The 22,748-nt window shown below is 69.2% G+C and carries 22 protein-coding genes; 17 read left to right on the top strand and 5 right to left on the bottom strand.

The window, feature by feature from the left end; all coding sequences use genetic code 11:
• The first annotated feature begins 152 nt into the window (after positions 1-152).
• Together AC1DMS_RS01395 and AC1DMS_RS01390 are read left to right on the top strand one after the other, a co-directional pair.
• Positions 153-7,343, top strand: a complete 7,191-nt coding sequence (locus AC1DMS_RS01395) for an ESPR-type extended signal peptide-containing protein (protein WP_015865613.1) — start codon at positions 153-155, stop codon at positions 7,341-7,343.
• 30 nt (positions 7,344-7,373) lie between these two features.
• The gene (locus tag AC1DMS_RS01390; RefSeq protein WP_015865614.1) at positions 7,374-8,204 is read left to right on the top strand and encodes an OmpA family protein; all 831 of its coding nucleotides are present in this window, start codon (positions 7,374-7,376) and stop codon (positions 8,202-8,204) included.
• A 23-nt stretch (positions 8,205-8,227) separates the two neighbouring features.
• Here the strand turns inward: AC1DMS_RS01390 and AC1DMS_RS01385 are convergent, their stop codons facing one another.
• Positions 8,228-8,386, bottom strand: a complete 159-nt coding sequence (locus tag AC1DMS_RS01385; protein WP_167313252.1) for a hypothetical protein — start codon at positions 8,384-8,386, stop codon at positions 8,228-8,230.
• A 269-nt stretch (positions 8,387-8,655) separates the two neighbouring features.
• On the opposite strand from AC1DMS_RS01385, the gene AC1DMS_RS01380 reads away from it, so the two are divergent.
• The 4 genes from AC1DMS_RS01380 (at position 8,656) to AC1DMS_RS01365 (ending at position 11,923) form a co-directional block, all read left to right on the top strand.
• Entirely contained in the window at positions 8,656-9,372 is a 717-nt protein-coding gene (locus AC1DMS_RS01380) for a hypothetical protein (RefSeq protein ID WP_167313253.1), read from the top strand.
• A 22-nt stretch (positions 9,373-9,394) separates the two neighbouring features.
• The gene (locus tag AC1DMS_RS01375) at positions 9,395-10,144 is read left to right on the top strand and encodes a Crp/Fnr family transcriptional regulator (RefSeq protein ID WP_015865617.1); all 750 of its coding nucleotides are present in this window, start codon (positions 9,395-9,397) and stop codon (positions 10,142-10,144) included.
• Between the two features lie 281 nt (positions 10,145-10,425).
• A complete protein-coding gene (locus tag AC1DMS_RS01370; RefSeq protein ID WP_150106882.1) occupies positions 10,426-10,722 on the top strand; it encodes a hypothetical protein in 297 nt (98 codons plus the stop codon).
• Positions 10,706-11,923: an NAD(P)H-dependent flavin oxidoreductase gene (locus tag AC1DMS_RS01365; RefSeq protein WP_015865618.1), complete on the top strand. Its 1,218-nt coding sequence runs from the start codon at positions 10,706-10,708 to the stop codon at positions 11,921-11,923. Before AC1DMS_RS01370 ends, AC1DMS_RS01365 begins: the two co-directional genes overlap by 17 nt.
• Positions 11,924-11,959: 36 nt before the next feature.
• Here AC1DMS_RS01365 and AC1DMS_RS01360 read toward each other — a convergent pair whose 3' ends face one another.
• Positions 11,960-12,853: an MBL fold metallo-hydrolase gene (locus AC1DMS_RS01360; protein WP_015865619.1), complete on the bottom strand. Its 894-nt coding sequence runs from the start codon at positions 12,851-12,853 to the stop codon at positions 11,960-11,962.
• 69 nt (positions 12,854-12,922) lie between these two features.
• Between AC1DMS_RS01360 and AC1DMS_RS01355 the strand changes: the two genes are divergently transcribed.
• The 8 genes from AC1DMS_RS01355 to AC1DMS_RS01320 all read left to right on the top strand — a co-directional run bounded on the left by AC1DMS_RS01355 (position 12,923) and on the right by AC1DMS_RS01320 (position 18,869).
• Positions 12,923-13,252 carry a metalloregulator ArsR/SmtB family transcription factor gene (locus AC1DMS_RS01355; protein ID WP_015865620.1) on the top strand — a complete coding sequence of 110 codons (330 nt, stop codon included), beginning with the start codon at positions 12,923-12,925 and terminating at the stop codon, positions 13,250-13,252.
• A gap of 2 nt (positions 13,253-13,254) precedes the next feature.
• Positions 13,255-13,689 carry a YeeE/YedE family protein gene (locus AC1DMS_RS01350; RefSeq protein ID WP_015865621.1) on the top strand — a complete coding sequence of 145 codons (435 nt, stop codon included), beginning with the start codon at positions 13,255-13,257 and terminating at the stop codon, positions 13,687-13,689.
• An 11-nt stretch (positions 13,690-13,700) separates the two neighbouring features.
• A complete protein-coding gene (locus AC1DMS_RS01345; RefSeq protein WP_015865622.1) occupies positions 13,701-14,183 on the top strand; it encodes a YeeE/YedE family protein in 483 nt (160 codons plus the stop codon).
• A 9-nt stretch (positions 14,184-14,192) separates the two neighbouring features.
• Complete coding sequence (locus AC1DMS_RS01340; RefSeq protein ID WP_015865623.1) at positions 14,193-14,642, top strand: hypothetical protein; 450 nt, start codon at positions 14,193-14,195, stop codon at positions 14,640-14,642.
• A gap of 139 nt (positions 14,643-14,781) precedes the next feature.
• Complete coding sequence (locus AC1DMS_RS01335) at positions 14,782-15,366, top strand: phosphatase PAP2 family protein (protein WP_015865624.1); 585 nt, start codon at positions 14,782-14,784, stop codon at positions 15,364-15,366.
• On the top strand, positions 15,363-16,385 hold the full coding sequence (locus AC1DMS_RS01330) for a glycosyltransferase family 2 protein (RefSeq protein WP_015865625.1): 1,023 nt from the start codon (positions 15,363-15,365) through the stop codon (positions 16,383-16,385). The genes AC1DMS_RS01335 and AC1DMS_RS01330 overlap by 4 nt, the downstream gene beginning before the upstream one ends.
• Entirely contained in the window at positions 16,382-17,995 is a 1,614-nt protein-coding gene (locus AC1DMS_RS01325) for an ArnT family glycosyltransferase (RefSeq protein ID WP_015865626.1), read from the top strand. The genes AC1DMS_RS01330 and AC1DMS_RS01325 overlap by 4 nt, the downstream gene beginning before the upstream one ends.
• The gene (locus AC1DMS_RS01320) at positions 17,988-18,869 is read left to right on the top strand and encodes a ChbG/HpnK family deacetylase (protein WP_015865627.1); all 882 of its coding nucleotides are present in this window, start codon (positions 17,988-17,990) and stop codon (positions 18,867-18,869) included. The genes AC1DMS_RS01325 and AC1DMS_RS01320 overlap by 8 nt, the downstream gene beginning before the upstream one ends.
• Positions 18,870-18,917: 48 nt before the next feature.
• Here the strand turns inward: AC1DMS_RS01320 and AC1DMS_RS01315 are convergent, their stop codons facing one another.
• Complete coding sequence (locus AC1DMS_RS01315) at positions 18,918-19,682, bottom strand: Crp/Fnr family transcriptional regulator (protein ID WP_015865628.1); 765 nt, start codon at positions 19,680-19,682, stop codon at positions 18,918-18,920.
• Positions 19,683-19,894: 212 nt separating this feature from the next.
• Between AC1DMS_RS01315 and AC1DMS_RS01310 the strand changes: the two genes are divergently transcribed.
• Positions 19,895-20,404: a Rossmann-fold NAD(P)-binding domain-containing protein gene (locus AC1DMS_RS01310; protein WP_478180622.1), complete on the top strand. Its 510-nt coding sequence runs from the start codon at positions 19,895-19,897 to the stop codon at positions 20,402-20,404.
• Positions 20,405-20,417: 13 nt separating this feature from the next.
• Here AC1DMS_RS01310 and AC1DMS_RS01305 read toward each other — a convergent pair whose 3' ends face one another.
• Together AC1DMS_RS01305 and AC1DMS_RS01300 are read right to left on the bottom strand one after the other, a co-directional pair.
• Positions 20,418-20,636: a hypothetical protein gene (locus tag AC1DMS_RS01305; RefSeq protein ID WP_041945778.1), complete on the bottom strand. Its 219-nt coding sequence runs from the start codon at positions 20,634-20,636 to the stop codon at positions 20,418-20,420.
• Between the two features lie 52 nt (positions 20,637-20,688).
• Complete coding sequence (locus AC1DMS_RS01300; protein ID WP_015865630.1) at positions 20,689-21,111, bottom strand: universal stress protein; 423 nt, start codon at positions 21,109-21,111, stop codon at positions 20,689-20,691.
• Between the two features lie 112 nt (positions 21,112-21,223).
• Between AC1DMS_RS01300 and AC1DMS_RS01295 the strand changes: the two genes are divergently transcribed.
• Both AC1DMS_RS01295 and AC1DMS_RS01290 read left to right on the top strand, forming a co-directional pair.
• Complete coding sequence (locus tag AC1DMS_RS01295; protein ID WP_015865631.1) at positions 21,224-21,877, top strand: BON domain-containing protein; 654 nt, start codon at positions 21,224-21,226, stop codon at positions 21,875-21,877.
• A gap of 124 nt (positions 21,878-22,001) precedes the next feature.
• Positions 22,002-22,748 carry a response regulator transcription factor gene (locus AC1DMS_RS01290; protein WP_015865632.1) on the top strand — a complete coding sequence of 249 codons (747 nt, stop codon included), beginning with the start codon at positions 22,002-22,004 and terminating at the stop codon, positions 22,746-22,748.

The raw sequence follows: 22,748 nt of genomic DNA, 5'->3' as shown, positions 1-22,748 counted from the left end.
TCTCTTAAGATCCGCCAAAAATGTTTCTGTTTAATTGCAGTTGATTAAATAGTTTTACAACTATTTCTAAAGTTTTATTGGCATGTGCCGTCCGGGGATCCATTGGCCTTGGAGCAGGGCTTTTGGCGTCTTGAACAATCAAGGAGAAATGCATGAATAAGTCGTACCGCAGCATCTGGAACGAGGCGTTGGGCGCCTGGGTCGCCGCATCCGAAACCACCCGCGCGCGTGGCAAGCGAGGCGGCAGCCGGGTGGCCATTGCCGCGGCGGCGAGCGTGCTCGGATTGCTATCGATCTCGGCGCAGGCGCAGTCGGTGAACTGCAATGTGTCGCCTTGGAATGCGTACAGCGGCACGGCGTCCTGCATGGGCCTCAACTCCTCGGCCGCGGGAATCGGAGCCACTGCGCTGGGCTCCCTCGCAGCTGCCGATGTGCTTGGTGCGCTCTCAGTGGGGTATGCCGCCCATACCACAGGACAGAATGCCATCGGCTTGGGCTTTGGGGCCTATGCCACAAGCATCAATTCGATCTATCTGGGCGCACGTACCGCCGCCGGTACCGGCGCCTTGGCTGCGGGTGCTATCGGGATCGGCACGGATGTGACCGCCAGCGCGGGCAATGTCATTGCCATCGGAACCCTGGCCCAATCCAGCGCGCTCAACGCCGCGGCCATCGGCATCAGAGCAAACGCCGCCGGACAGGCGGCAGTCGCCATGGGTCAGGATGCGAACGCGCAGTCTGCGAACAGCGTTGCCATTGGTTTGCAAGCCACCACGTCAGGTTCGACCGGTGCAGTCGCGATCGGCGCCCGCTCCAGCACGAGTGGTATCAACGCGACATCGATCGGGGTCGTCGCAAATGCCACGAACACCGATGCCCTCGCCGTCGGTACGAACTCGGCCGCAACCGGGCTGCGCAGCATCGCCGTTGGCGCCGAGGCATCTGCAAGCATGCAGGACGCCGTCGCGCAAGGAACTCAGGCTAGCGCGTCCGCAGTGAATGCCACCGCGATAGGACATCTGGCAACGGCAAGCGACGACGCAGCCACCGCCGTCGGCAACAGCGCCCGGGCGCTGGGGAACAGTTCGCTCGCGCTCGGCGCGCAAGCGGTCGCTGTCGGGACCAGCACCGTGGCGGTCGGCCAGGGCGCCGGCGCAGGCTCGACGGTCGCCAATACGGGTTCGACCGCCGTGGGCATTGCCGCCGGCACGCTGGTCAGCGGCGCGCAGAACACCGCCATGGGCGGAGGCATTGCGAGCGTGATGCGAGGCGCAGGTTCAGGTGTCACGGGAACGCGCAACGTCGCCTTCGGTTCGGGCGATGGCACGGTCGCCTACGACGCCAACCTGGACGCTTCGGCAGGCAGCTTGGTGAGCGGCAACGACAACATCGCCATCGGCACCAACGCAGGCATCGGCGTGGCGGGAAATGGAACCACGTCGATCGGCTTGAGCGCGAATGCGAGCGCGAACAACGCAATCGCCCTCGGTTCGCTGGCAAAGGCATCGGCAGCAAACACTCTCGCGCAAGGCACCCTCGCCACTGCAGGCGGCATCAACGCCATCGCCATCGGTACCCAGGCGATCGCATCGGCGGTCAATTCCATCAATCTTGGCGCGCGCACGGCTGCAGGAGCGGGTGCCCTGGCGGAGAGCGCCATCGCCATCGGCACGGACGTGACCGCCTCTCAAGATCGCGCTGTCGCCATGGGGATCGGAAGCCGGGCCACCGGCCTCGATGCGCTGGCGGCCGGTACCCGGGCCAATGCGGCGGCCGACAACGCGACCGCGCTCGGCTCGGGCGGGACCACTGCCGCGACTGCCGTGCGCGCCACCGGCGTGGGTTCGCTCGCCATCGGCGGCAATGCCACCCTGGGTGCCTTTGCATCGGGCGCCAATGCCATCGCCATTGGCGGTGAATCCGTCGCCGATGCCGCTGATGCAGTCGCCATCGGCCGGGCCTCCCGGGCCACCGGCGGCCGCGCAGTCGCCATCGGCTCGGGCAACGTCGCGAGCGGCAACGGCGCCGTGGCAATCGGCGATCCCAACACCGCGACCGGCAACGGCGCGATTGCCTCGGGCCTGGACAACACCGCCACCGGCAATGGTTCGGTCGCAATGGGCAACACCAACATGGTGGGCGGCGGCGGCCAGGCCGTGAGCACCCCCGGCACGGCGGCGCAGGGCGCGGTCGGCATCGGCTACCAAAACACGGTGGTCGGCCAGGGCAGCGTGGCGATCGGCAGCACCAGCAGCGCGCTGGCCGCGGGCGCGGTGGCGTTCGGCGACACGGCGGTGGCCAACAACGCGGACGACGTGGCACTGGGCTCGGGCTCCACGACGAGCAAGGCCATCGGCACGGCCAGCGCCGTGATCGGCGGAACCACCTACAACTTCGCCGGCACCACGCCATTGAGCACGGTCAGCGTCGGCGCACTGGGTGCCGAGCGCACCATCACCAACGTGGCGGCGGGCCGGATCTCCCAGACCTCGACCGATGCCATCAACGGCTCGCAGCTCTACGCCACCAACCAGGCGGTGCAGGCGATCGCGGCCAGCACGCCGACCCACTACTACAGCGTGAACGACGGCGGCGTGCAGCAGGGGAACTACACCAACAACGGCGCAACTGGCGCCAATGCGCTGGCGGCTGGCGTGGGCACCCTGGCGGCGGGCACGCAAGCCACGGCCGTGGGCCCGTTGGCAAGCGCCTCCGGAAAGTCCTCGATTGCGCTGGGCCTCCAATCCGATTCGAGCAATGTCAGCACCATCGCGGTCGGCAACCGGTCCAACGCCTCAGGCTCCAACGCCACCGCGATCGGATCGGTGTCCAATGCCTCCGGCGACAACGCCATTGCATTCGGATCGAGCACCATTGCGTCGGCCGCGAATGCCACTGCCGTGGGCAACCGGGCCAATGCGAGCGCTGCCAATGCGCTCGCGCTCGGCGTTGGCGCCACGGCCGCCCAGGCCGACGACGTGGCACTGGGCTCGGGCTCGGTGACGGCCGCGGCCGTCGGCACGGCCAGCACCGTGATCAACGGCACGACCTACAACTTCCAGGGCACCACGCCGACTTCGACGGTGAGTGTCGGCGCTCCGGGCGCCGAGCGCACCATCACCAACGTGGCGGCCGGGCGGATCTCCGGCACCTCGACCGACGCCATCAACGGCAGCCAACTGTTCGCCACCAACTCGGCGATCGATGCCGTGGGCGTCACCGCCGGCAAGGGCTGGAACGTGACCACGGGCCAGACCGGCACCGGCACTGCGACGGGCACCAGCCTGCAGAACATCGCGCCGGGCGGCACCGCCACCTACACGGCGGGCAACAACATCGCCATCACGCAGAACGGCGCGGAGGTGCAGATCGCCACCAGCGCCACGCCCAGCTTCACCAGCGTGACCACGGGCGGCACGGTGCTGAACAACAACGGCCTCACGATCGCGGGCGGCCCGAGCGTGACGATCAACGGCATCAACGCCAACAACACGGTCATCACCAACGTGGCGCCCGGCGTGGCGCCCACCGATGCGGTGAACGTGGACCAGCTGACCGACACGGTCGCGGCCAGCAAGACCAAGTACTACAGCGTGAACGACAACGGCGTGGCCGGAGGCAACGTCAACAACGACGGCGCACAAGGCATCAACTCCATTGCCGCAGGCGTGGGCGCCAGCACCACCACGGCAGCGACGGGCAGCGTGGCCATGGGCACCAACGCCGCGGTCAGCACGGTCAATGGCGTGGCGCTGGGCTCCGGTGCATCAGCGGGCGCCAATGCGGGCGACGTGGCGCTGGGCTCGGGCTCGACGACGAGCAAGGCGGTCGGCACGGCCAGCACCGTGATCAACGGCACGACCTACAAGTTCGAGGGCACGACGCCGGCGAGCACCGTGAGCGTGGGCAGCGCGGGCAACGAGCGCACCATCACCAACGTGGCAGCCGGGCGGATCTCCCAGACCTCGACCGATGCCATCAACGGCTCGCAGCTGTTCGCCACCAACGCCGCCATCGACGACGTGGCCACGACCGCCGGCAAGGGCTGGAACGTGACCACGGCGCAGACCGGCACCGGCACCGCCACGGGCACCAGCGTGCAGAACATCGCGCCCGGTGCCACCGCCACCTACACGGCGGGCAACAACATCGCCATCACGCAGAACGGCGCCGAAGTGCAGATCGCCACCAGCGCCACGCCCAGCTTCACCAGCGTGACCACGGGCGGCACGGTGCTGAACAACAACGGCCTCACGATCGCGGGCGGCCCGAGCGTGACGATCAACGGCATCAACGCCGGCAACACGGTCATCACCAACGTGGCGCCCGGCGTGGCGCCCACCGATGCGGTGAACGTGAGCCAGCTGAACACCCAGGTGGAAGGGGCCAAGATCCGCTACTACAGCGTGAACGACAACGGCACCAAGCAGGGGAACTATGCGAACGACGGCGCCACGGGCATCAATGCCCTGGCGGCCGGCGTGAACGCCTCGGCGGCCGGTGCCAGCGGCGTGGCCATGGGCAACGGCTCGCGCGCCAGCGCCGCGGACACCGTGGCGATCGGCAGCGGCGCAACGGCCGATTCGGCCGAGGCCGTGGCCATCGGCAAGGGCGCGACGGCCACGGGCGGCAAGGCCATCTCGATCGGTTCAGGCAACACGGCCTACGGCGACGGCGCCGTGGTGATCGGCGATCCGAGCTATGCGAGCGGCACCGGCGCCTTCACCGGCGGCGCCAACAACATTGCCAACAGCGACGGCACGGCCACGGCCACCGCGGCCAACCAGGCCAACGGTGCGGTCGCGATCGGCAATGGCAACAAGGCGATCGGCCAGGGATCGGTGGCACTGGGCAATGGCTCCACCGCAGGTGCGGCCGGCAAGGCAGGCAGCGTGGCCATCGGCAATGCCGCGACGGCGGCTGCCAGTGCGGGCGACGTGGCCCTGGGCTCGGGCTCCGTGACCGCTGCTGCGGTGGGCACGGCCAACGCCGTGATCAACGGCACGACCTACAACTTCCAGGGCACCACGCCCGCGAGCACCGTGAGCGTGGGCAGCGTGGGTGCCGAGCGCACCATCACCAACGTGGCGGCCGGCCGGATCTCCGGCACCTCCACCGATGCGATCAACGGCTCGCAGCTGTTTGCCACCAACCAGTCGATCGAGGACCTGAGCACCACGGTCACCACCAACAAGACCAAGTACTACAGCGTCAACTCGACCGGCGGCACCAACGAAGACAACCTGGGCGCTACCGGAGCCGACGCCATCGCGTCGGGCAAGAACGCGGCGGCGGCCGGCACCTCGGCCGTGGCCATCGGCCTCGGCGCCACGGCGTCGGACGCCAACAGCGTGGCGCTGGGTTCGGGCTCCACCACGGCCGCGGCCGTCGGCACGGCCAGCGCGGTGATCGGCGGCACCACCTACAACTTTGCCGGCACCACGCCGGGGAGCACGGTGAGCGTGGGCAGCGTGGGCGCCGAGCGCACCATCACCAACGTGGCGGCGGGCCGGCTTTCCAACACCTCGACCGATGCCATCAACGGTTCGCAGCTCTTCGCCACCAACCAGCAGGTGACGGCGAACACCACGCAGATCACCAACCTGGGCAACACGATCGGCGACATCAACAACGGCGGGGGCATCAAGTATTTCCATGCCACCTCGACGCTGCCCGATTCGCAGGCACTGGGCACCGACTCGGTCGCCATCGGCCCGAATGCGGTCGCCAACAACGCGAACGACGTGGCACTGGGCGGCGGCTCCACCACATTGGCGGCGGTGGGCACGGCCAGCACGGTGATCAACGGCACGACCTACAACTTCGCCGGCACCACACCGGGGAGCACGGTGAGCGTGGGCAGCGTGGGCGCCGAGCGCACCATCACCAACGTGGCGGCGGGCCGGATCTCGGGTGGCTCGACCGATGCCATCAACGGCTCGCAGCTGTTCGCCACCAACCAGTCGATCGAGAACCTCAGCACCACGGTCACGGCCAACAAGATCAGGTACTACAGCGTCAACTCCACGGGCGGGGGCAACGAGGACAACCTGGGCGCCACGGGTACCGACGCCATTGCGTCGGGCAAGGATGCGAGCGCAACGGTCGCCGGCGCGGTGGCCATCGGCTCGGGCGCCGTGTCCGACCGCTTCGTGGCACCCTCCACCGGCAGCATCCCGGCGGGCAGCTCGCTGATCAGCTACAACACCACCGACCGCGCGCTGCTGGGCGCCCTGTCCCTGGGCAGCGCCACCAGCTACCGCCAGATCACCAACGTGGCCGACGGCACGCAGGCGCAGGACGCGGTCACGGTGCGGCAGCTCGCGGGCGCGCTGACCTCCTTCGCGGTCACGCCGACGCTGTACTTCCATGCCAACTCGAACGCCGCGGACTCGCTGGCCATCGGCGCCGAGTCGGTGGCGGTGGGCCCGCAGACGGTGGTCAACGGCAACAACGGCATCGGCATCGGCAACGGCGCGGTGGTGCAGCAGACCGCGCCGGGCGGCGTGGCGATCGGCCAGGGCGCGACCTCGCACATGGCCGACTCCATTGCGCTGGGCACGCAGTCTTCGGCCGCGGCCGTGCAGGGCGTGGCGCTGGGCGCGGGCAGCAGCGTGACGCAGGCCGGCGGCGTGGCACTGGGCGCGGGCTCGGTGGCCTCCACCGCCGCGGGCGTGGCCGGCTACGTGCCGCCCACGGCCACCGAGGCACAGCGCATCGCCATTGGCGCCACCACCAGCACGCTGGCGGCGGTGTCGGTGGGCGATGCGGCCAACGGACAGTTCCGCCAGATCACCGGCGTGGCCGCGGGCTCGGCCGACAGCGATGCGGTCAACGTCTCGCAGCTGCGCGGCGTGCAGGGCCAGGTGGCGGTGATCGACCAGTCGACCGTCAAGTACGACACCAACCCCGACGGCTCCATCAACTACAACAGCGTGTCGATGGGCGGCAGCAACGCGACCGGGCCGGTCACGGTGCACAACGTGGCGCCCGGCGTCGCGGGCACCGATGCGGTCAACGTGAACCAGCTCAACAGCGGCATCGCGGGGGCCAACGCCTACACCGACGCGCGCGTCAACGCCCTGGGCGGCGAGATCCGCAGCATTGCCAAGGATGCGAGCGCAGGCGCGGCCGGCGCAATGGCCATGGCCACCATGCCGCAGGCCTACATCCCGGGCAAGAGCATGGTGTCCGCGGGCGTGGCGGGTTTCGACGGCCAGGCCGCCCTTGCCATCGGCGTGTCGAAGCTCTCGGACAACGGCCGGTGGGTCGTGAAGTTCAGCGGCTCGGCCAACACGCGCGGCAAGGTCGGCGTGGCGGCCGGTGCGGGCTTCCACTGGTAGGCCGGCGGCATCACAAAGAGGAACAACATCATGACAACGCACATCCATCGCTTCTCGGCCATTGCAGCGGGCGCCGCGGCGCTGCTGCTGCTGCAGGGCTGCAGCTCCTATGTGAGCCGCGGCATCACCGACGACGGCAAGGCCACCGAAGTGATCTTTCCCAACATCGACAACGATGCATGGCTCAAGGAAGGCACCTTCCCCAACCTGGACAACCTGCGCGCCGTGGCGCCCGGCGTCACCAAGGACCAGCTGTACGACCTGCTCGGCCGACCGCATTTCCGCGAAGGCATGGCGGGCCCGCGCGAGTGGGACTACATCTTCCATTTCCGCAAGCCCGGCGGCGGCGTGACCACCTGCCAGTACAAGGCGATCTTCGACAAGGACTACAAGGCGCAGACCTTCCACTGGCTGCCGGCCGGCTGCGCCGATGTGCTGGCGGTGCGCGCATTGCCGGCGGCCGAACGGCCGGCCGCCGCGAGCCCGGCACCGCGGCGCACCACGCTGGGTGCCGATGGCCTGTTCCGCTTCGACGGCCGGTCGCTCGCCGACCTGCTGCCGGAGGGCCGCCGCAAGCTCGATGCGCTGGCCGGCGACATCAAGGCGGCGGATGCCATCAAGGTGACGGGCTACACCGACCGGCTCGGCAGCCAGGCCTACAACAGCGCCCTCTCGCTGGCGCGCGCCAACACCGTGCGCGACTACCTGGTCCAGGCCGGTGTGCCGGCGCAGAAGATACAGGTGCAAGGCAAGGGCGAATCCGAGCCGAAGGTGCAGTGCACGCAAACGGCGCGCGCGGCCCTGATCGACTGCCTGGCACCCAACCGCCGCGTCGAGATCGAGGTCTTCGCGGAGCGCTGAGCAGCACCGCGCGGCTTCGCGCCTCAGGCAAGCACGATCGCGATGGACACGATGGCCACCGCCCGAACAGCCGTGCCCCGCCTGAGCTTGCGAAGCCGGCCGTAGAACCAGCGGTCCAGGCGCCCGGCCATGCGCCGGGAGCGGCCTGCCGGACGCAGCCGCGCACCTCTCCTGTCGCGCATCGGCCACTCACCTTTTTGTGGGAGTGCTGCCCAGCACCCGGTCCCACACAATGAACTTGAAACGCCTCCAGCAGCGGCGGCGGACCCCGTCCATCTCCAACATTTGCGCGAACCGCAAGAGGCCGAACGCCAATTGTGTCTGATTGTGATTCGGAACACATCCGCGACTCGAAACCCGATGCCAAGCCGCATGTTGCTCCGTAGCATTCCCCTGAGGACCGCTCACGAGCGGATCCAAGAAATGGTTCAACGATTCAGGGGCATGCCAAATGCAGAGAAAGTGGTGTCACGCAGGCGATGCAGCGATCGCCCTGCCACGGATGGAAAACAGGCTCTTCGGGCCGCGGTGGCGCGCGGCCCTGGCGCATTTGCTGCCCGCAAAACATCGCGCTGCCGCCGCTGCGGCAGCGAGGGAGCGAAACCGCAGCGCCCTGCCTGCCAGGGTGTGCGCACTCTTCTTCATCGCCAATTTCGCGCAGCTGGTCGACGCCGATGGGCCGGAGGTTGCCGCGGACGTCAGCCGCGAGATCCGGCGGCGGATCCGCGCGAGCCTGCTGGCTTCGGCCGACACCGACCTGAGCTGCCTGCGCGACGATTGCTTCCTGCTGCGCACCAGCGCCGCCTGCACGGCCAGTTCCACGCCCGCGCAGCGCTCCGGCGGCGGGCAGCTCGAGGAACTGCTGGCGAAGCTCGGCAGCGAGCCGCTCAAGGTGCGCGGCATGACGGCACTGCCGCGGCTGCATGCGGACTGGATCGCGATGCGCGCGTCCAGGCGCCTGGGCGCGGCGGAGATCGAACTGGCCCTGTGGGCCGCGCAGGAGCGGCTCGCGCCGGATGTCGTGGTCGATTGCGTCGACCGCGTCTACGACGTGCATGTCGAGAGAAAAGCCGGAAGACTCTGGTTGCGGGGCCGCGCCCTGCACGAGGCCGAAGAACAAAACCGCATCGAGGCGCTGTTCCGGCTGCTTCAGGCGGACTGCAAATGAGGTGGCCGACATAACCTTCGCCATGTACCTCCATCCCCTCATTGCCAGCGTGCCGCCCGCCGACCGGGCCGCCCTGATCCGCAGCAGCGAACTGCGGTCCTACCGGCGCAACGAGACGGTGCTTCTCGCGGACACCTGGACCGACAGCATCTACTGCGTGGCCAGCGGCCTGCTGCGCGCCGTCGATCGGGATGTCACGACCGACTTCATCCGCAGGGGCGATTTCTTCCTCGGCCCTTCATTGGGCGAGGACCGCTACCAGACCACCTCGACCCTGGTTGCGGCCCTGCCCTCCTCGGTCTACCTGATGCCGATCGCCGCGATCCGCAGGCTGTGCTCGACCTACCCCGAGGTGACCATCGGCCTGCTCGAGGTTGCGATGAAACGCATCACCATGATCCGCGGACAGCTGCGCCGGATCTCGTCGCTGTCGGCCGAGAACCTGGTCGGCCGCGTGCTCCACGAGCTGACCCAGCTGGCCCCTGCGGGCAGCGGCGGCTACGACAAGCGCATCACCCAGGCGGTCATCGCATCGTATTCGGGGCTCTCGCGCGAGGTGGTCAACAAGACCATGCGCGACCTGGAAAGCCGCGGCCTGGTCCGCCGCGACGAGAAAGGCATCCACATCCCGCCGAACTTCGCCTCGACGGACTTCGGCAGCCTGCTTCCGGATGCGCCCGCCGAGCAAGCCGAGGAAGCCCATCCCATGTTCGACCCCGAGCTGTTCACCATGCCGGAAGACACGGGCAACGCCGGACCGAAGCCGGATTGATCTGCCCGGCGCATCGCCAGCGGCCCCGATCAGGGCGCAGGCACCTGGGCCGCCTCGCTTCCACTCCTGAGAGACGTGACCGCGAAGCTGACCGCCCGCTTCGAGGCCAGCTGCGATTTTCCGCAGCGGCTGCAGCAATAGAACCGCAGCCAGGGAAGGAGCTTCATCCACCAGTGCCGATGGATGCGCTCCAGGTGCGCGAGCCCGCATGAACAGTTGACGAAGGGACCGCTCGCGGGCGCATCCGCATGCGCCCGAGAACCCGCCGGTTCCCGCGCTGCATGCCTGGTATCGCCGTGATGCGGCTGGCGCTTGTGGTTCATGCGGGCCATCGTGCCGACGTGGCTTCGCATCGCGCGGCAGGCTGTGATCTTCTTCACCTGCCGCAGCAAAAAAATGGAAGAGACCTTCGGCTGGAACCGAAGGACCCCGCGCGCTTGATGCTCGTCAAGGTGCGCGTCGCCGCCCCATCCAACAATCCCGGCGCACCTCCCCAGGAATCCGCGTGCAACAAGAACGCCAATGCCGTCCACGGCCCCTATCAACCTGATGTGGAACATGATGGATCGATCCTCTGACGAAACAGCAGTCGCGCTGCAAGCGCTTTCGCGCGATGCGGGCCTGCGCAACTGGCGCCTCAAGGGCGCCAAACGCCTCCCCGTGATTCAGGGCGGCATGGGTGTCGGCGTGTCGGCCGGCGGGCTCGCCGGCACGGTCGCCGGGCTGGGCGGCATGGGCACGATCTCGGCCGTCGACCTGCGCCGGCTGCATCCCGACCTGATGGCTCGCACGGCCCACCTGAACGCCGAGCCGGACGCCGGGCAGCGCATCGACGCCGCCAATCTCGAGGCGCTGGGCCGCGAGATCGCGCGGGCGCGCGAGCTCTCCGGCGGGCGCGGCCTCGTGGCCGTGAACGTGATGAAGGCGCTGACCGCCTACGAGGCCTACCTGCGCCACGCCATGGCCTGCGGCATCGACGCATTGGTGGTGGGCGCGGGCCTGCCGCTGGACCTGCCCGAGCTCGCGCGCGACCACCCCGAGGTGGCGCTGATCCCCATCCTCTCGGACGCGCGCGGCGTGCAGCTGGTGGTGCGCAAGTGGGAGAAGAAGGGGCGCCTGCCCGATGCCATCGTGATCGAGCATCCGCGGCTCGCGGGCGGCCACCTGGGCGCTGCCAAGGTGGCCGACCTGCAGGACCCGCGCTTCGACTTCGACGTCGCCATTCCGCAGGTGCTCGAATTCTTCAAGACGGCCGGCCTCGAGGGCCGCATTCCGCTGATCGCGGCCGGCGGCATCGGCAGCCTCGAAGACATCCGGCGCCTGCAGGGCATCGGCGCGGCGGCGGTGCAGCTGGGCACCGCGTTCGCGGTGACCGCCGAATGCGATGCGCATCCGGCCTTCAAGCAGGTGCTGGCCGATGCCCAGCCCGCCGACATCGTCGAGTTCGTCAGCACGGCGGGCCTGCCCGCGCGCGCGGTGCGCACGCCGTGGCTCGACAAATACCTGCGGCTGGAGGAGCGGCTGCAGCACAAGGCGCACAAGAAGGAAAGCTGCACCATGCGCTTCGACTGCCTGGCGCACTGCGGCCTGCGCGACGGCACCCCGAGCTGGGGCCAGTTCTGCATCGACAAGACACTGGGGCACGCGCTGGAGGGCCACCTCGACCGCGGCCTGTTCTTCCGGGGCGCGGGGGCGCTGCCCTTCGGCAGCGAGATCCGCCCGGTGCGCGACCTGATGCGATGGCTGCTCGGCGGCACTCGCCCGGCGGGCGTGGCCTGAGGTGCGCCAGAGCCGGTCGCACTGAACCTGCGGCGCTCAGGCGCCGCAGCTTGCGCGAACCGGCAGCGCGTTGAGCGGAATGCGCAGGTAGGACACGCCGTTGCCGTCGGGCGGCGGCAGCCGGCCGGCACGCACGTTGACCTGGATCGACGGCAGGATCAGCGTCGGCACTTCGAGCGTGGCGTCGCGCGCGCGCCGCATGGCCACGAATTCGTCCTCGCCGATGCCGTCGCGCACGTGGATGTTGCGGGCGCGCTGCTCGGCCACGGTGGTCTGCCATTGCGCCGGCCGCGAGGGCGGCGGATAGTCGTGGCAGACATACACCGGCGTCTCGGGCGGCAGGTCCAGCAGCCGGCGCATCGATGCGTACAGCTGGCGCGCATCGCCGCCCGGGAAGTCGGCCCGCGCGCTGCCGAGGTCCGGCATGAAGAGCGTGTCGCCGACGAACACCGCGCCGCCGATCAGGTAGGCCATGTCGGCAGGCGTGTGGCCGGGCACCAGGATCGCGGTGGCTTCGATGGCGCCGATGCGGAAGGTCTCGCCGTCCTTGAACAGGTGGTCGAACTGGCTGCCGTCGGGCAGGAAGCCGCGCTCCAGGTTGAACAGCGTCTTGAAGGTGGCCTGCACCGTGCGGATGTGCTCGCCGATGGCAATGCGCCCGCCGAGCCGCTCCTGCAGATGGCTGGCCGCCGAGAGGTGGTCGGCATGGGCATGGGTCTCCAGGATCCAGTCGACCTGCAGCCCGTGCTCGGCCACGCAGGCCAGCACCCGGTCCACCGACGCGGTGCCGGTGTGGCCCGACTTGAAGTCGTAGTCGAGCACCGGGTCGATCACGGCGGCACGCAGGCTGCCCGGGTCCCACACGAGGTAGGAGACGGTGCCGGTGCGCGGGTCGAAGAAGGCCTGGACCGAGGCTTTGGTGTTGTTCATGGCGAGCTCGCAGGATCGATCAATGATCTACGGACAAATAATATATATTTTTATATAATGTAGTCAACCATGAAGTCAAGAAAGCGCCACCCCGTCTTCGATCCCGAGATCCTGCGCGGCGCCGCTGCGCGCGCGGTCGGCATGCTGAAGGTATTGGCCAACGAGGACCGCATGCTGCTGCTGTGCCAGCTGTCCCAGGGCGAGATGTGCGTGAGCGAGCTCGAAGCGCAGCTCGACATCCGCCAGCCGACGCTGTCCCAGCAGTTGGGCGTGCTGCGCAACGAGGGCGTGGTCACCACGCGCCGCCAGGGCAAGAACGTCTTCTACGCCGTGGCAGACCCGTCGCTGCTCGAGATCCTCGCCCTGCTCTACCGGATCTACTGCCCGAAGGAAGAATGACGATGACGATCGACTGGCCTGCATTCACTCCATGGACCGCCCTGGCGGGCGGCGTGCTCGTTGGCGCGGCCGCCGCGATGTTCGTGCTGCTCAACGGCCGCATCGCCGGCATCAGCGGCATCGTCGGCGGGCTGCTGCGGCCCGTGCGGGGCGACGTGGCCTGGCGCCTGGCGTTCGTGGCCGGGCTGGTCGCGGCGCCCATGGCCTATGCGGCTTTCGCGCCGTGGCCCCGGCCGCAGATCGATGCCGGCTACGTTGCGCTCGTTGCGGCCGGCCTGCTGGTCGGCGTGGGCACGCGCTACGCGTCGGGGTGCACGAGCGGCCACGGCGTGTGCGGCCTCTCGCGGCTGTCGCCGCGCTCGCTGGCGGCGACCGCGGTCTTCATGGGTGCCGGCTTCCTGGCCGTGTTCCTGATGCGCCATCTGCTCGGTCTTTGAGAGAACCCACCGTGACCCTCTTCACTTCGTTTCTTGCCGGCCTGGTGTTCGGCCTGGGCCTGATCGTCTCCGGCATGGCCAATCCCGCCAAGGTGCTCGGCTTCCTGGATCTTGGCGGGCGCTGGGACCCGTCGCTTGCCTTCGTGATGGGCGGAGCGATCGCCGTCGGCGCCGTCGCGTTCGCGGTGGCCAGGCGGCGCACGCGCTTCTTCCTCGGCGCGCCGATGCGGCTGCCGGCCTCGCGCGCGATCGATCGCCGTCTGGTCCTGGGCAGCGTGCTGTTCGGCATCGGCTGGGGCGTGGCGGGCTTCTGTCCGGGCCCGGGGCTGGTGGCCGCGGGCATGGGGGAGGTGAAGGCGCTGGTCTTCGTCGCCGCGATGCTCGCGGGCATGGCGGGGTACGAGCTGATCGAGCGCAGGCGTTCGACAAGAAGCAGCATGACCTTGCTGGATGCTGACGAGCCCGCTCAGGTTCCGTTCACTTGGCGGAACTAGCATCCGCGCATGTTGCTGGCATGCATCCGCCGATTCGCCGAAGCGCACCGCAGGTTGTGGTGCGTGGCGGGCATCGCGCTGCTTCTGCTGCAGCCCTTCATCGCGGTTCATTTCCGGTGCGACGGCCTGGAAGACGAGCCCGAGCTGAGGGTGCGCAACGCCAGCGCCACGACCCAGTTCGAGGCCGATGACCGGCCGGATCATGCGGCCGACCGGGAGACGACGGTCTTTGCTCAGGCCCCGGCCAGCATCGACCTTCCCCATGCGCTGAGCTCCGGGCTGGACACCCTGCTTGCGCTGGTTCTCGCGCTGGCCCCCCTGGTGGTGGTGCTGGCGCGGCCGACGGCGCCCGCCACGCGCGACATCCCCGAACGCGTGCCGCACCACAGCGGCGCGCCGCCGCCCGCGCAATCGTGGCGGCGGCTGCCGCCCACCACCGCCCCCCCTTCGGCGATCTGAGAAGCGGCGCCTCGCGCGCCGGGCCTCCCGCTGCGCGCCGCGCGCGGGCCTTCCTGCTCCGTCGAAAGGTATTTGCGATGTTTCCGTTTTCCTGCTCATGCGACGCATCGCGCGCCGCCGTGCGTGCGCGGGGGCGCCCATGAACGCGCTCAATTTCACGGCGTTCCAATGGATCGCTGCCGGCACCCAGCCCACCCCGTGGGTCCTTGGCCTTGCAACCGCCCTCGCGCTCTGGGGCAGCTGGCTCTGCGGGGCTGTCGTGGTGGCGGCCCTGTGGCGCCATCGCGCCGAGCGCGCCTACCTGTGCATCGTCGCGGCGCTCGCAGGCGCGACATCGGCGATGGCGCATGCCATCGCACTGTCTCTGGACATGCCCCGGCCCTTCGTGCTGGCGCTGTCACCGGCCTACATCGAACACGGGGGACGCGGCAGCCTTCCCAGCACGCACGCGGCCGTCATGTTCATGGTGGCGCTGGCCTTCCTGCTGCGCCCCCGCCTGCGCGCGCTTGGCGTGCCGCTGCTTGCGCTGGCGGCCGCCACCGGGTGGGCACGCATCTACGTGGGCGTCCATTTCCCGCTCGACATCATCGCGGGCCTGTTGCTGGCCGGTGTGATCGCCGCGGCGCTGGCCCTCGTGCAATGGTGCGTGCATCTTGCCCTGCCACGAACCGGCGGCGCATCCGGCGGCAAGGACGCGGCCGGTTCGCTGTGGAGGCCTTCATGATCTCCTCGACCGCTGCCGAACCCGCGTCCGCGTCCACCGCGGCCCCGCACGCGCAGAGCGCGACCGGGACGCAGCAACGCAGCATTTCCTGCGTGATCCCGTGCTTCAACGAGGCGGCCAACCTGCGGCAATTGCTGCCCCTGCTCGAAGAAACACTCTGGGCCACGGGAATGCGCTGGGAGATCATCGTCGTGGACGATGGCAGCACCGACGACACCGCGGCCGTGGCCCAGGCCTGGTGCGAACTGACGGGCTTCCGGTGCATCTGCCTGTCGCGCAACTTCGGCAAGGAGGCGGCGCTCTCGGCCGGCCTGGCGGCCGCTGCAGGCGACGCGGTGGTTGTGCTCGACGGCGACCTGCAGCACTCTCCGTCGCTCATCCGCGCCATGCTGGACCACTGGAAGGCCGGCGCGGAGGTGGTCTATGCGGTGCGCCAGGAGCGCAGCGACGAGAGCCGCCTCAAGCAGATCGGCAGCCGGATCTTCTACCGGCTTCTGAACGCGTCGGACCGCTTCGCGGTGCCGCAGGATGCGGGCGATTTCCGGCTGATGGACCGGCGGGTGGTCGATGCGCTGACCAGCCTGCCCGAGCGCAGCCGCTTCATGAAGGGCCTGTATGCATGGGTCGGCTTCCGGGCCGTGGCCATGCCCTACACGCCCAGGCCGCGCGCCGCAGGCGCCAGCAGCTTCAATGCGCGGCGGCTGTTCGCCCTGGCCATCGACGGGCTCACCGCGTTCACCACCTGGCCGCTGCGCATGGTCAGCGTGGTGGGGCTGCTGTTCGCCGTGCCCGCGCTGTCATATGGCGCCTACGTGGTCCTCGACCACCTGATGTTCGGCAACCCGGTCTCGGGCTGGAGCACGATCGTGGTCAGCCTGATGTTCTTCATCGGCGTGCAGATGATCTTCACCGGCATCGTGGGTGAGTACGTGGCGCGCATCTACGAAGAGGTCAAGGGCCGGCCGCTCTACGTGGTCCGCCGCGAAAGCGGCGTCGGCCTCGAGGCCGACCAGCCATGAAGCGGTCCGGCAGCACCACATGGTGGACATCGCCGCAGCCGCTGTGGCTCGTCGCGGCTCTTTTCGCCTGGCTCATCGCCACCGCCTGGGTCCGCCCGCTGATGGCACCCGACGAGGGGCGCTATGCCGGCGTGGCGCTGCAGATGCTGTATTCCGGCGACTGGCTGGTGCCGCGGCTCGACGGCCTGCCCTTTTTCCACAAGCCGCCGCTCTTCTACTGGATCGGCGCCGGCGCGATGGCGCTGGCGGGCCCGGTCGAATGGGCGGCGCGGCTGCCTTCCATCCTGGGTGCGGTCGCGGCGGCGGCGGCGCTGTTCCTCTTCCTGCGCCGCTGGTCGACGGTGCGGCTCGCCCTGTTGTCCACCGTGGTGCTCGTGACCACGCCCTTCTTCTTCCTGGGTGCACAGTTCGCAAACCTCGACATGCTGGTGGCCGGCTGCATCGCGGGCACGGTGCTGCTGGGCGCCGGCGCCGTGCTGGCCAGGGAGCGCGGCGAACCCTGGCGCGCGATGCTGGCGTGCGCCTACCTGTTCGCTGCGGCCGGTCTGCTCGCCAAGGGGCTGATCGGCGTGGTGCTGCCGGCGGCGGTGCTGCTGGCCTGGTGCGCGGTCACGCGCAAGAGCGCCGTGCTGCGCCTGGCCGCCTGGCAGCCGGGATGGGCGTTGCTGCTGGCCGTGGCCGGCCCGTGGTTCGTCGCGATGCAGATGAAGTATCCGGAGTTCTTCGACTACTTCGTGGTCACGCAGCATTTCCGGCGCTTCGCGTCCTCGGGCTTCAACAACGAGCACCCGTTCTGGTTCTACCTGCCGGTGCTGGCGGGCCTCACGCTGCCCTGGTTCGGCTGGCTGCTCATGCCGCGGCGCCAGGAGGCGCCGCCTGCAGGACGCCGGCTCTCCGAGATCGACTGGCTGATGTGGATCTGGCTCGCGGTCATCGTGGCCTTCTTCTCCGTCCCGCGTTCCAAGCTGATCGGCTATGTGCTGCCGGCGCTGCCGCCGCTGGCGTACCTGATCGCGCAGCGCGCGCTGGCGGGCCGGCCGCTGGAAGCGCTGCTGCCCAGGCTGCGCGCCATGGCCCTCGCCGCCGCGGCCGTGTGCGTGGCCTGCCTGATGGCGATCGTGGCCTATGCCCCGCCGCCCGGCGCCCGGCTGCGGCCTCCGGCGGAGCTGGCCGCGGCGCCCGGCGACCAGGTCGTGATGCTCGACAGCTACACCTACGAACTGCCGTTCTACTGGCGGCTGCGCAATCCGGTGCTCGTCGCGGCCGACTGGAAGGCGGCCGGCGACGAGGGTCGCGACAACTGGCACAAGGAGCTGCTGGACGCGGCGCGCTTCGATCCCGCACGCGCGGCCGCCACGCTCGTCGAGCGGTCGCGATTGGCAAGCACGCTCTGCAGCCCGCGCACCAGCTGGCTGGTCGGGCCCAGCAACGCGCAGCTGGCGAACCCCTGGCTGGCGCGCGCGCAGCTGGTCGCGTTCAACAAGCGCATTGCAGTGTGGCGATTCGCCGGCAGCACGGCGCACGATCAGCATTGCCTGGATCTTTCGCCCGGGGCGCCCGCGCCCGCCACGCCAGCGGCGACGGAAAAGAAGACGGACGGCAATGACTGAGGCCAGCGGAATACAGCCGATTCCGGCTTCGCGCCATCTCTGCATCTGCGCGGACGATTTCGGCATGAGCGCGGGCATCAACTCGGCCGTCTTCGATCTGGCCGAGCGGGGCGCCATCTCCGCCACCAGCGGCATGGTGCGCCGCAGCGCCTGGAAGGGCGGTGCGTGCGCGCTGAGACACTTCGATACGAGCCGGCTGGACGTGGGCCTGCACCTGGACCTCACGCGGCCGGCCATCGCCGACGGCGCCGAACCCGGGCTGGCGGGCCTGATCGCGAGGACCTGCATGCGCACCGTCGATGCCCAGGCGCTGCGCGCCGACATCCGCGACCAGCTGGACCGCTTCGAGGATGCGATGGGATACGCGCCCGCCTTCGTCGACGGGCACCGGCACGTGCACCAGCTGCCGGTGGTGCGCGAACTGCTGGTCGAGGAAATCGTGCGGCGCTACCCCATGCCGCGGCCGTGGCTGCGCTGCACCGCCGCGGCGGCCCCGGGCGCTGCCGCCGGCGGCATCAAGGCCGGCATCATCCATGCGCTGGGCGGCGCCAGCCTGCGCGCGCTCGCGCGGCAGCACGGCATTCCGGTGAGCCGCGGCCTGGTCGGTGTCTACGATTTTTCGGGCAGTGCGGCCGACTACCGGCAGCGCCTGTCCGCCTGGATCGCCGCCAGCCGCAGCGGCGACGTGCTGATGTGCCACCCGTCCGCCGGCCTCTTGCCGAGCGACCCGCACGGCGCCGCGCGGCTGCGCGAATACGCCGTCCTGCGGGAGCTGGAGTTCCCGGTGTCCACGCGCTTTGGCGAGGTCGACATTGCACCGCTGTCGCACATGCTCCGAATGGACGAGTCCGCTTTTGTCCAGGCCGCCGAATAACGCGGCGGTCCTGCCGGCCGGCCGCCGGCAGCGCTCGAGCGCCGATCCTTACTGCAGCATCGCAGGCGCCGGTGCGAGGCAGCGCTGCACAAAGGCCGACAGGGCACCCACGTCGGGAATCTGCACGTCGCGGCGGCCCTTTTCCACGAACTCGATCACCTTGTCGCGCGCCAGCCTCGACAGCGCCCGGCTCACGCTCTCGAGCGTCATGCCCAGGTAGTTGCCGATTTCGGCACGCGTCATGCGCAGCGTGATCTGGTCGGTGCGCATGCCGCGCTCGGCCAGCGATTCGGCCCAGTAGCGCAGGAAGTCGGCCACCCGCGCATCGGCCGGCAGCGTGCACACCGACATCAGCGAATCGCGGTCATGGGCGATCTCGCGGCTCATCGCGGTGTGGAACACCTGCAGCAAGGCAGGCTCCGCAAGCGATGCGGCCAGCAGCGCCTCGTAGGAAACGACCCAGACCTCGCCCGTGTCCATGGCCACGGCGTCGCAGGAATAGTGGTTGGAGGCGATGCCGTCGAAGCCGAGCCAGTCGCCGCGGAACTTCAGCCCCACCACCTGTTCGCGCCCGTCCGCGGAGAGGTTCACGATCTTGAAGAAGCCCGAGTTCAGGATGTAGAGATTGCCGAACTGCTCGCCGGCCCGGTAGATCACGTCGCCGGCATGCACCACGCGGCGCTGCGGAGCCAGGCACTCCTTCAGCAGCTGCTGCGTCTCCACCAGCTTCCGGCTGGCCCGCTCGTGGACCGCGATGCCGGCCTTCGGCACTGCTGCGCGTGCGGCGGCTTGGGTCAGGGACGGGTTGAACATTTGAAGAACTCCTGGTGTTGTCTGGTCGCGGGTCGATGGACGAATGCTAGGAAGTGCCCGGCAACACAGTGACAACGGCCGGAATCGGTGGGTAACGCTCGGTGAATGCTTTGTGTCCGGCGTGTATCAGCGCCGGCGTGGCCGGCCTTGATCTGCATCAAGGCCGGCACGCCTTCCGGAGGTAGCCTTTGGCGTTCACATCCAGGGGGCCCATGCTCTTTCCCTTCGAGGACCACAATTTCTCGGCCTTCCATGCGCTGTCGCCCCAGGACGAGACGGCCTTGCTGAGCCGCGCGCGCCTGCTGCAAGCGGCCTCGCTGCGGGGCGCTCCTTCGCGGCAGCTCAAGGGCAAGAAGCTCGGCATTCTCTGCGACGAAGGCAGCGACGCCAGCGAGAGCCGGCTGCTGTTCCAGCATGCCGCCGAGGAACTGGGCGCGCATGTGGCGATCATCCGCCCCACGCTCTCGAACCTCGGGAACTCCGGCGAAATCGAGCACACCGCGCGCGTGCTCGGCCGCTTCTACGACGCGCTCGAGTGCCAGGGCATGGCGCCCGACGTGGTGCGGCAGATCGGCCGGCATGCGGGCATTCCGGTCTACGACGGCCTTGCCTGCGCGAGCCATTCCACCGCCCGGCTTGCCGCGCTGCTCGACGAGCGGACCTCGCCCGCGGACAACCGGCGCTTCCTGCTGCAGGCGCTGCTGCTGGGCAGCGTCGCCTGAGGCGCCGCGCGCGTCAGGCCCTTGCCCGAAGAGGCCGTGCCCCGGCTTTTCGGGGATGCCGGACCGCGCGCGCATTCAGCGCGGCCTTCAGCGTGCGCACCGCGTCCTGCAGCATGTGCGCGCCAAGCGACAGGCACTGTGCGCCGCAGGTCTCAAGCACGGCGAGCGCGTGCAGGCCAACGCTCCACTGCGCCCTGCAAAGCGCCAGTGGAAAGGTGAAATCGTTGTGCATGATCGGAGTCGGTGCGGTGCCTGGCGCGCGGGCGTTGCGGATGGCCCGAAGCTCAGCGCACCAGCAGCACGGGCACCGTGCAGCGGGCCAGCACCTTCATCGCCACCGAACCCAGCACGAGGTTCGTCAGCGCACCCTGCCCGCGCGATCCCATGATCACGAGGTCGAACTTTCCGTGCTCCGCAAAGGCGGCGATCTCGCCGGCAGGATGGCCCACCTTGTGGGCGAAGGCCGCCTCGATGCCGTGCGCGGCCAGCGCGGCGCGCACCGGTTCCAGCACGACGCGTGCCTCGTCGCCGTAGTAGGTGTGCACGAGGTCCGGCCCTGCGAAGGCGGCTGCGCGATGGGGCACCGGCAGCACCGCATGGAAGACCGTGAACGCATGGCCCGCGTTGGACCATTCCTTGTGCGCGGCCAGGTAGTCGAGCATGCGGGCCGTGTAGTCGCTGCCGTCGACGGCGAGGAGAATCTTCATGATGTTCCTTGGTGGGCTCGTTCGAGATGGCCGGATGTTCGCCGCCGGCTGGCAGCCGCGCCTTGTTCCAGATCAAGCCGGGCGCGGCGCGTGCGGCCTACATTGGGTGCCCATGAAATCCGACACACAGCTCAGGGCGGACGTCCAAGCCGAACTCGAATGGGACCCCGCCATCACTTCGACGGACGTGGGCGTCATCGTCAACCACGGCGTGGTCACGCTGACGGGCCATCTCGGCAGCTGCGCCGAGAAGCTCGCGGTGGAACAGGCCGCGCAGCGCGTCAGCGGCGTGAAGGCGCTGGCCATCGAAACCTCGGTGAAGCTGGCCGCCGGCTTCGAACGCACCGATGCCGACATCGCACAGGCTGCCGGGCACGCGCTCGAATGGAACGTGCAGGTGCCCCGCGACGCGGTGCGGCCGATGGTCGAGGACGGATGGGTCACGCTGACCGGCGAAGTCGAGTGGGACTACCAGCGCCAGGCCGCGGAATCGACGGTTCGCAACCTGCTGGGTGTCACCGGCATCACGAACCTGGTGAGGATCAAGCTGCAGCGGTGTTCCGCCGACGTGGAACGGCAGGTGCAGGACGCGCTCATCCGCGTGTTCCACGACGCGCCGCGGCAGGTGGCGGTCGACGTGAACGGCTCGCAGGTCGTGCTGCGCGGCAAGGTGCGTTCCTGGGCGGAGCTGGACGCGGTGCGCGGCGCCGCCTGGTCCGCGCCGGGGGTGGTTTCGGTGGTCAACGAACTGGCCGTGGAAGCCTGAGGAGGGAACGCAAGGCCCCATGCAAACCGCGCGGGAATGACGGGCTGCGCACAAGGCCTGCGTGCTACGCTTGTACGGTTCTTAACAATGCTGTGACATTCGGCCTCGAATCCACGCTTTCCGAATGAAATCCGCCTTTCATATCGCGGTACTCGACGACGAGATCGACATCACGCAGCTGCTGGCCAACTACCTCCAAAGCCACGGTTTTCGCGTCACCCAGTTGCACAACGGCCCTTCCTTGATGGCACTGATGGACAGCGACCCGGCCGACCTCGTGCTGCTCGACCTCGGGCTGCCCGGCGAGGACGGCTTCTCCATTGCCCGCCGCATGCGCGAGAACTGGCGCTGCGGCCTGGTCATCGTCACCGGCCGCGGCGATGCGGTGGACAAGGTCGTCGGCCTGGAGGTGGGCGCGGACGACTACGTGACCAAGCCCTTCGACCTGCGCGAGCTGGTGGCGCGGGTCAAGGCGGTGCTCAGGCGCCTGGCGCCGGACGACGCACCGGTGGCCGTGCCCGCATCGTCCAGGCCCGCCGGTCTTGCCTCTGCCGACCGGCTGCGCTTCGCCGGCTGGCAGCTCGATCTTGCGGCACGCAGCCTCACGAACCCGCAGGGACAGAACGTGGCGCTCACCGGTGGCGAATTCGACCTGCTCTGCGCTTTTGCGCGGCACCCGGGGCGCGTGCTCTCGCGCGACTTCCTGCTCGAGCAGACGCGCGGACGCGAAGCCAGCCCTTTCGACCGCACCATCGACGTGCAGGTCGGCCGGCTGCGCAAGAAGATCGAGGCCGATCCGGACGAGCCGCAGATCGTCAAGTCGGTGCGGGGCGCGGGCTACATCCTGGTTCCGCCCGTCACGCAGGGCTGA

The organism is Variovorax sp. 05T418, assembly GCF_056396385.1.
The sequence above is the reverse complement of the archived record's forward strand: the minus strand, read 5'-3'. Positions and strand labels throughout refer to the sequence as shown.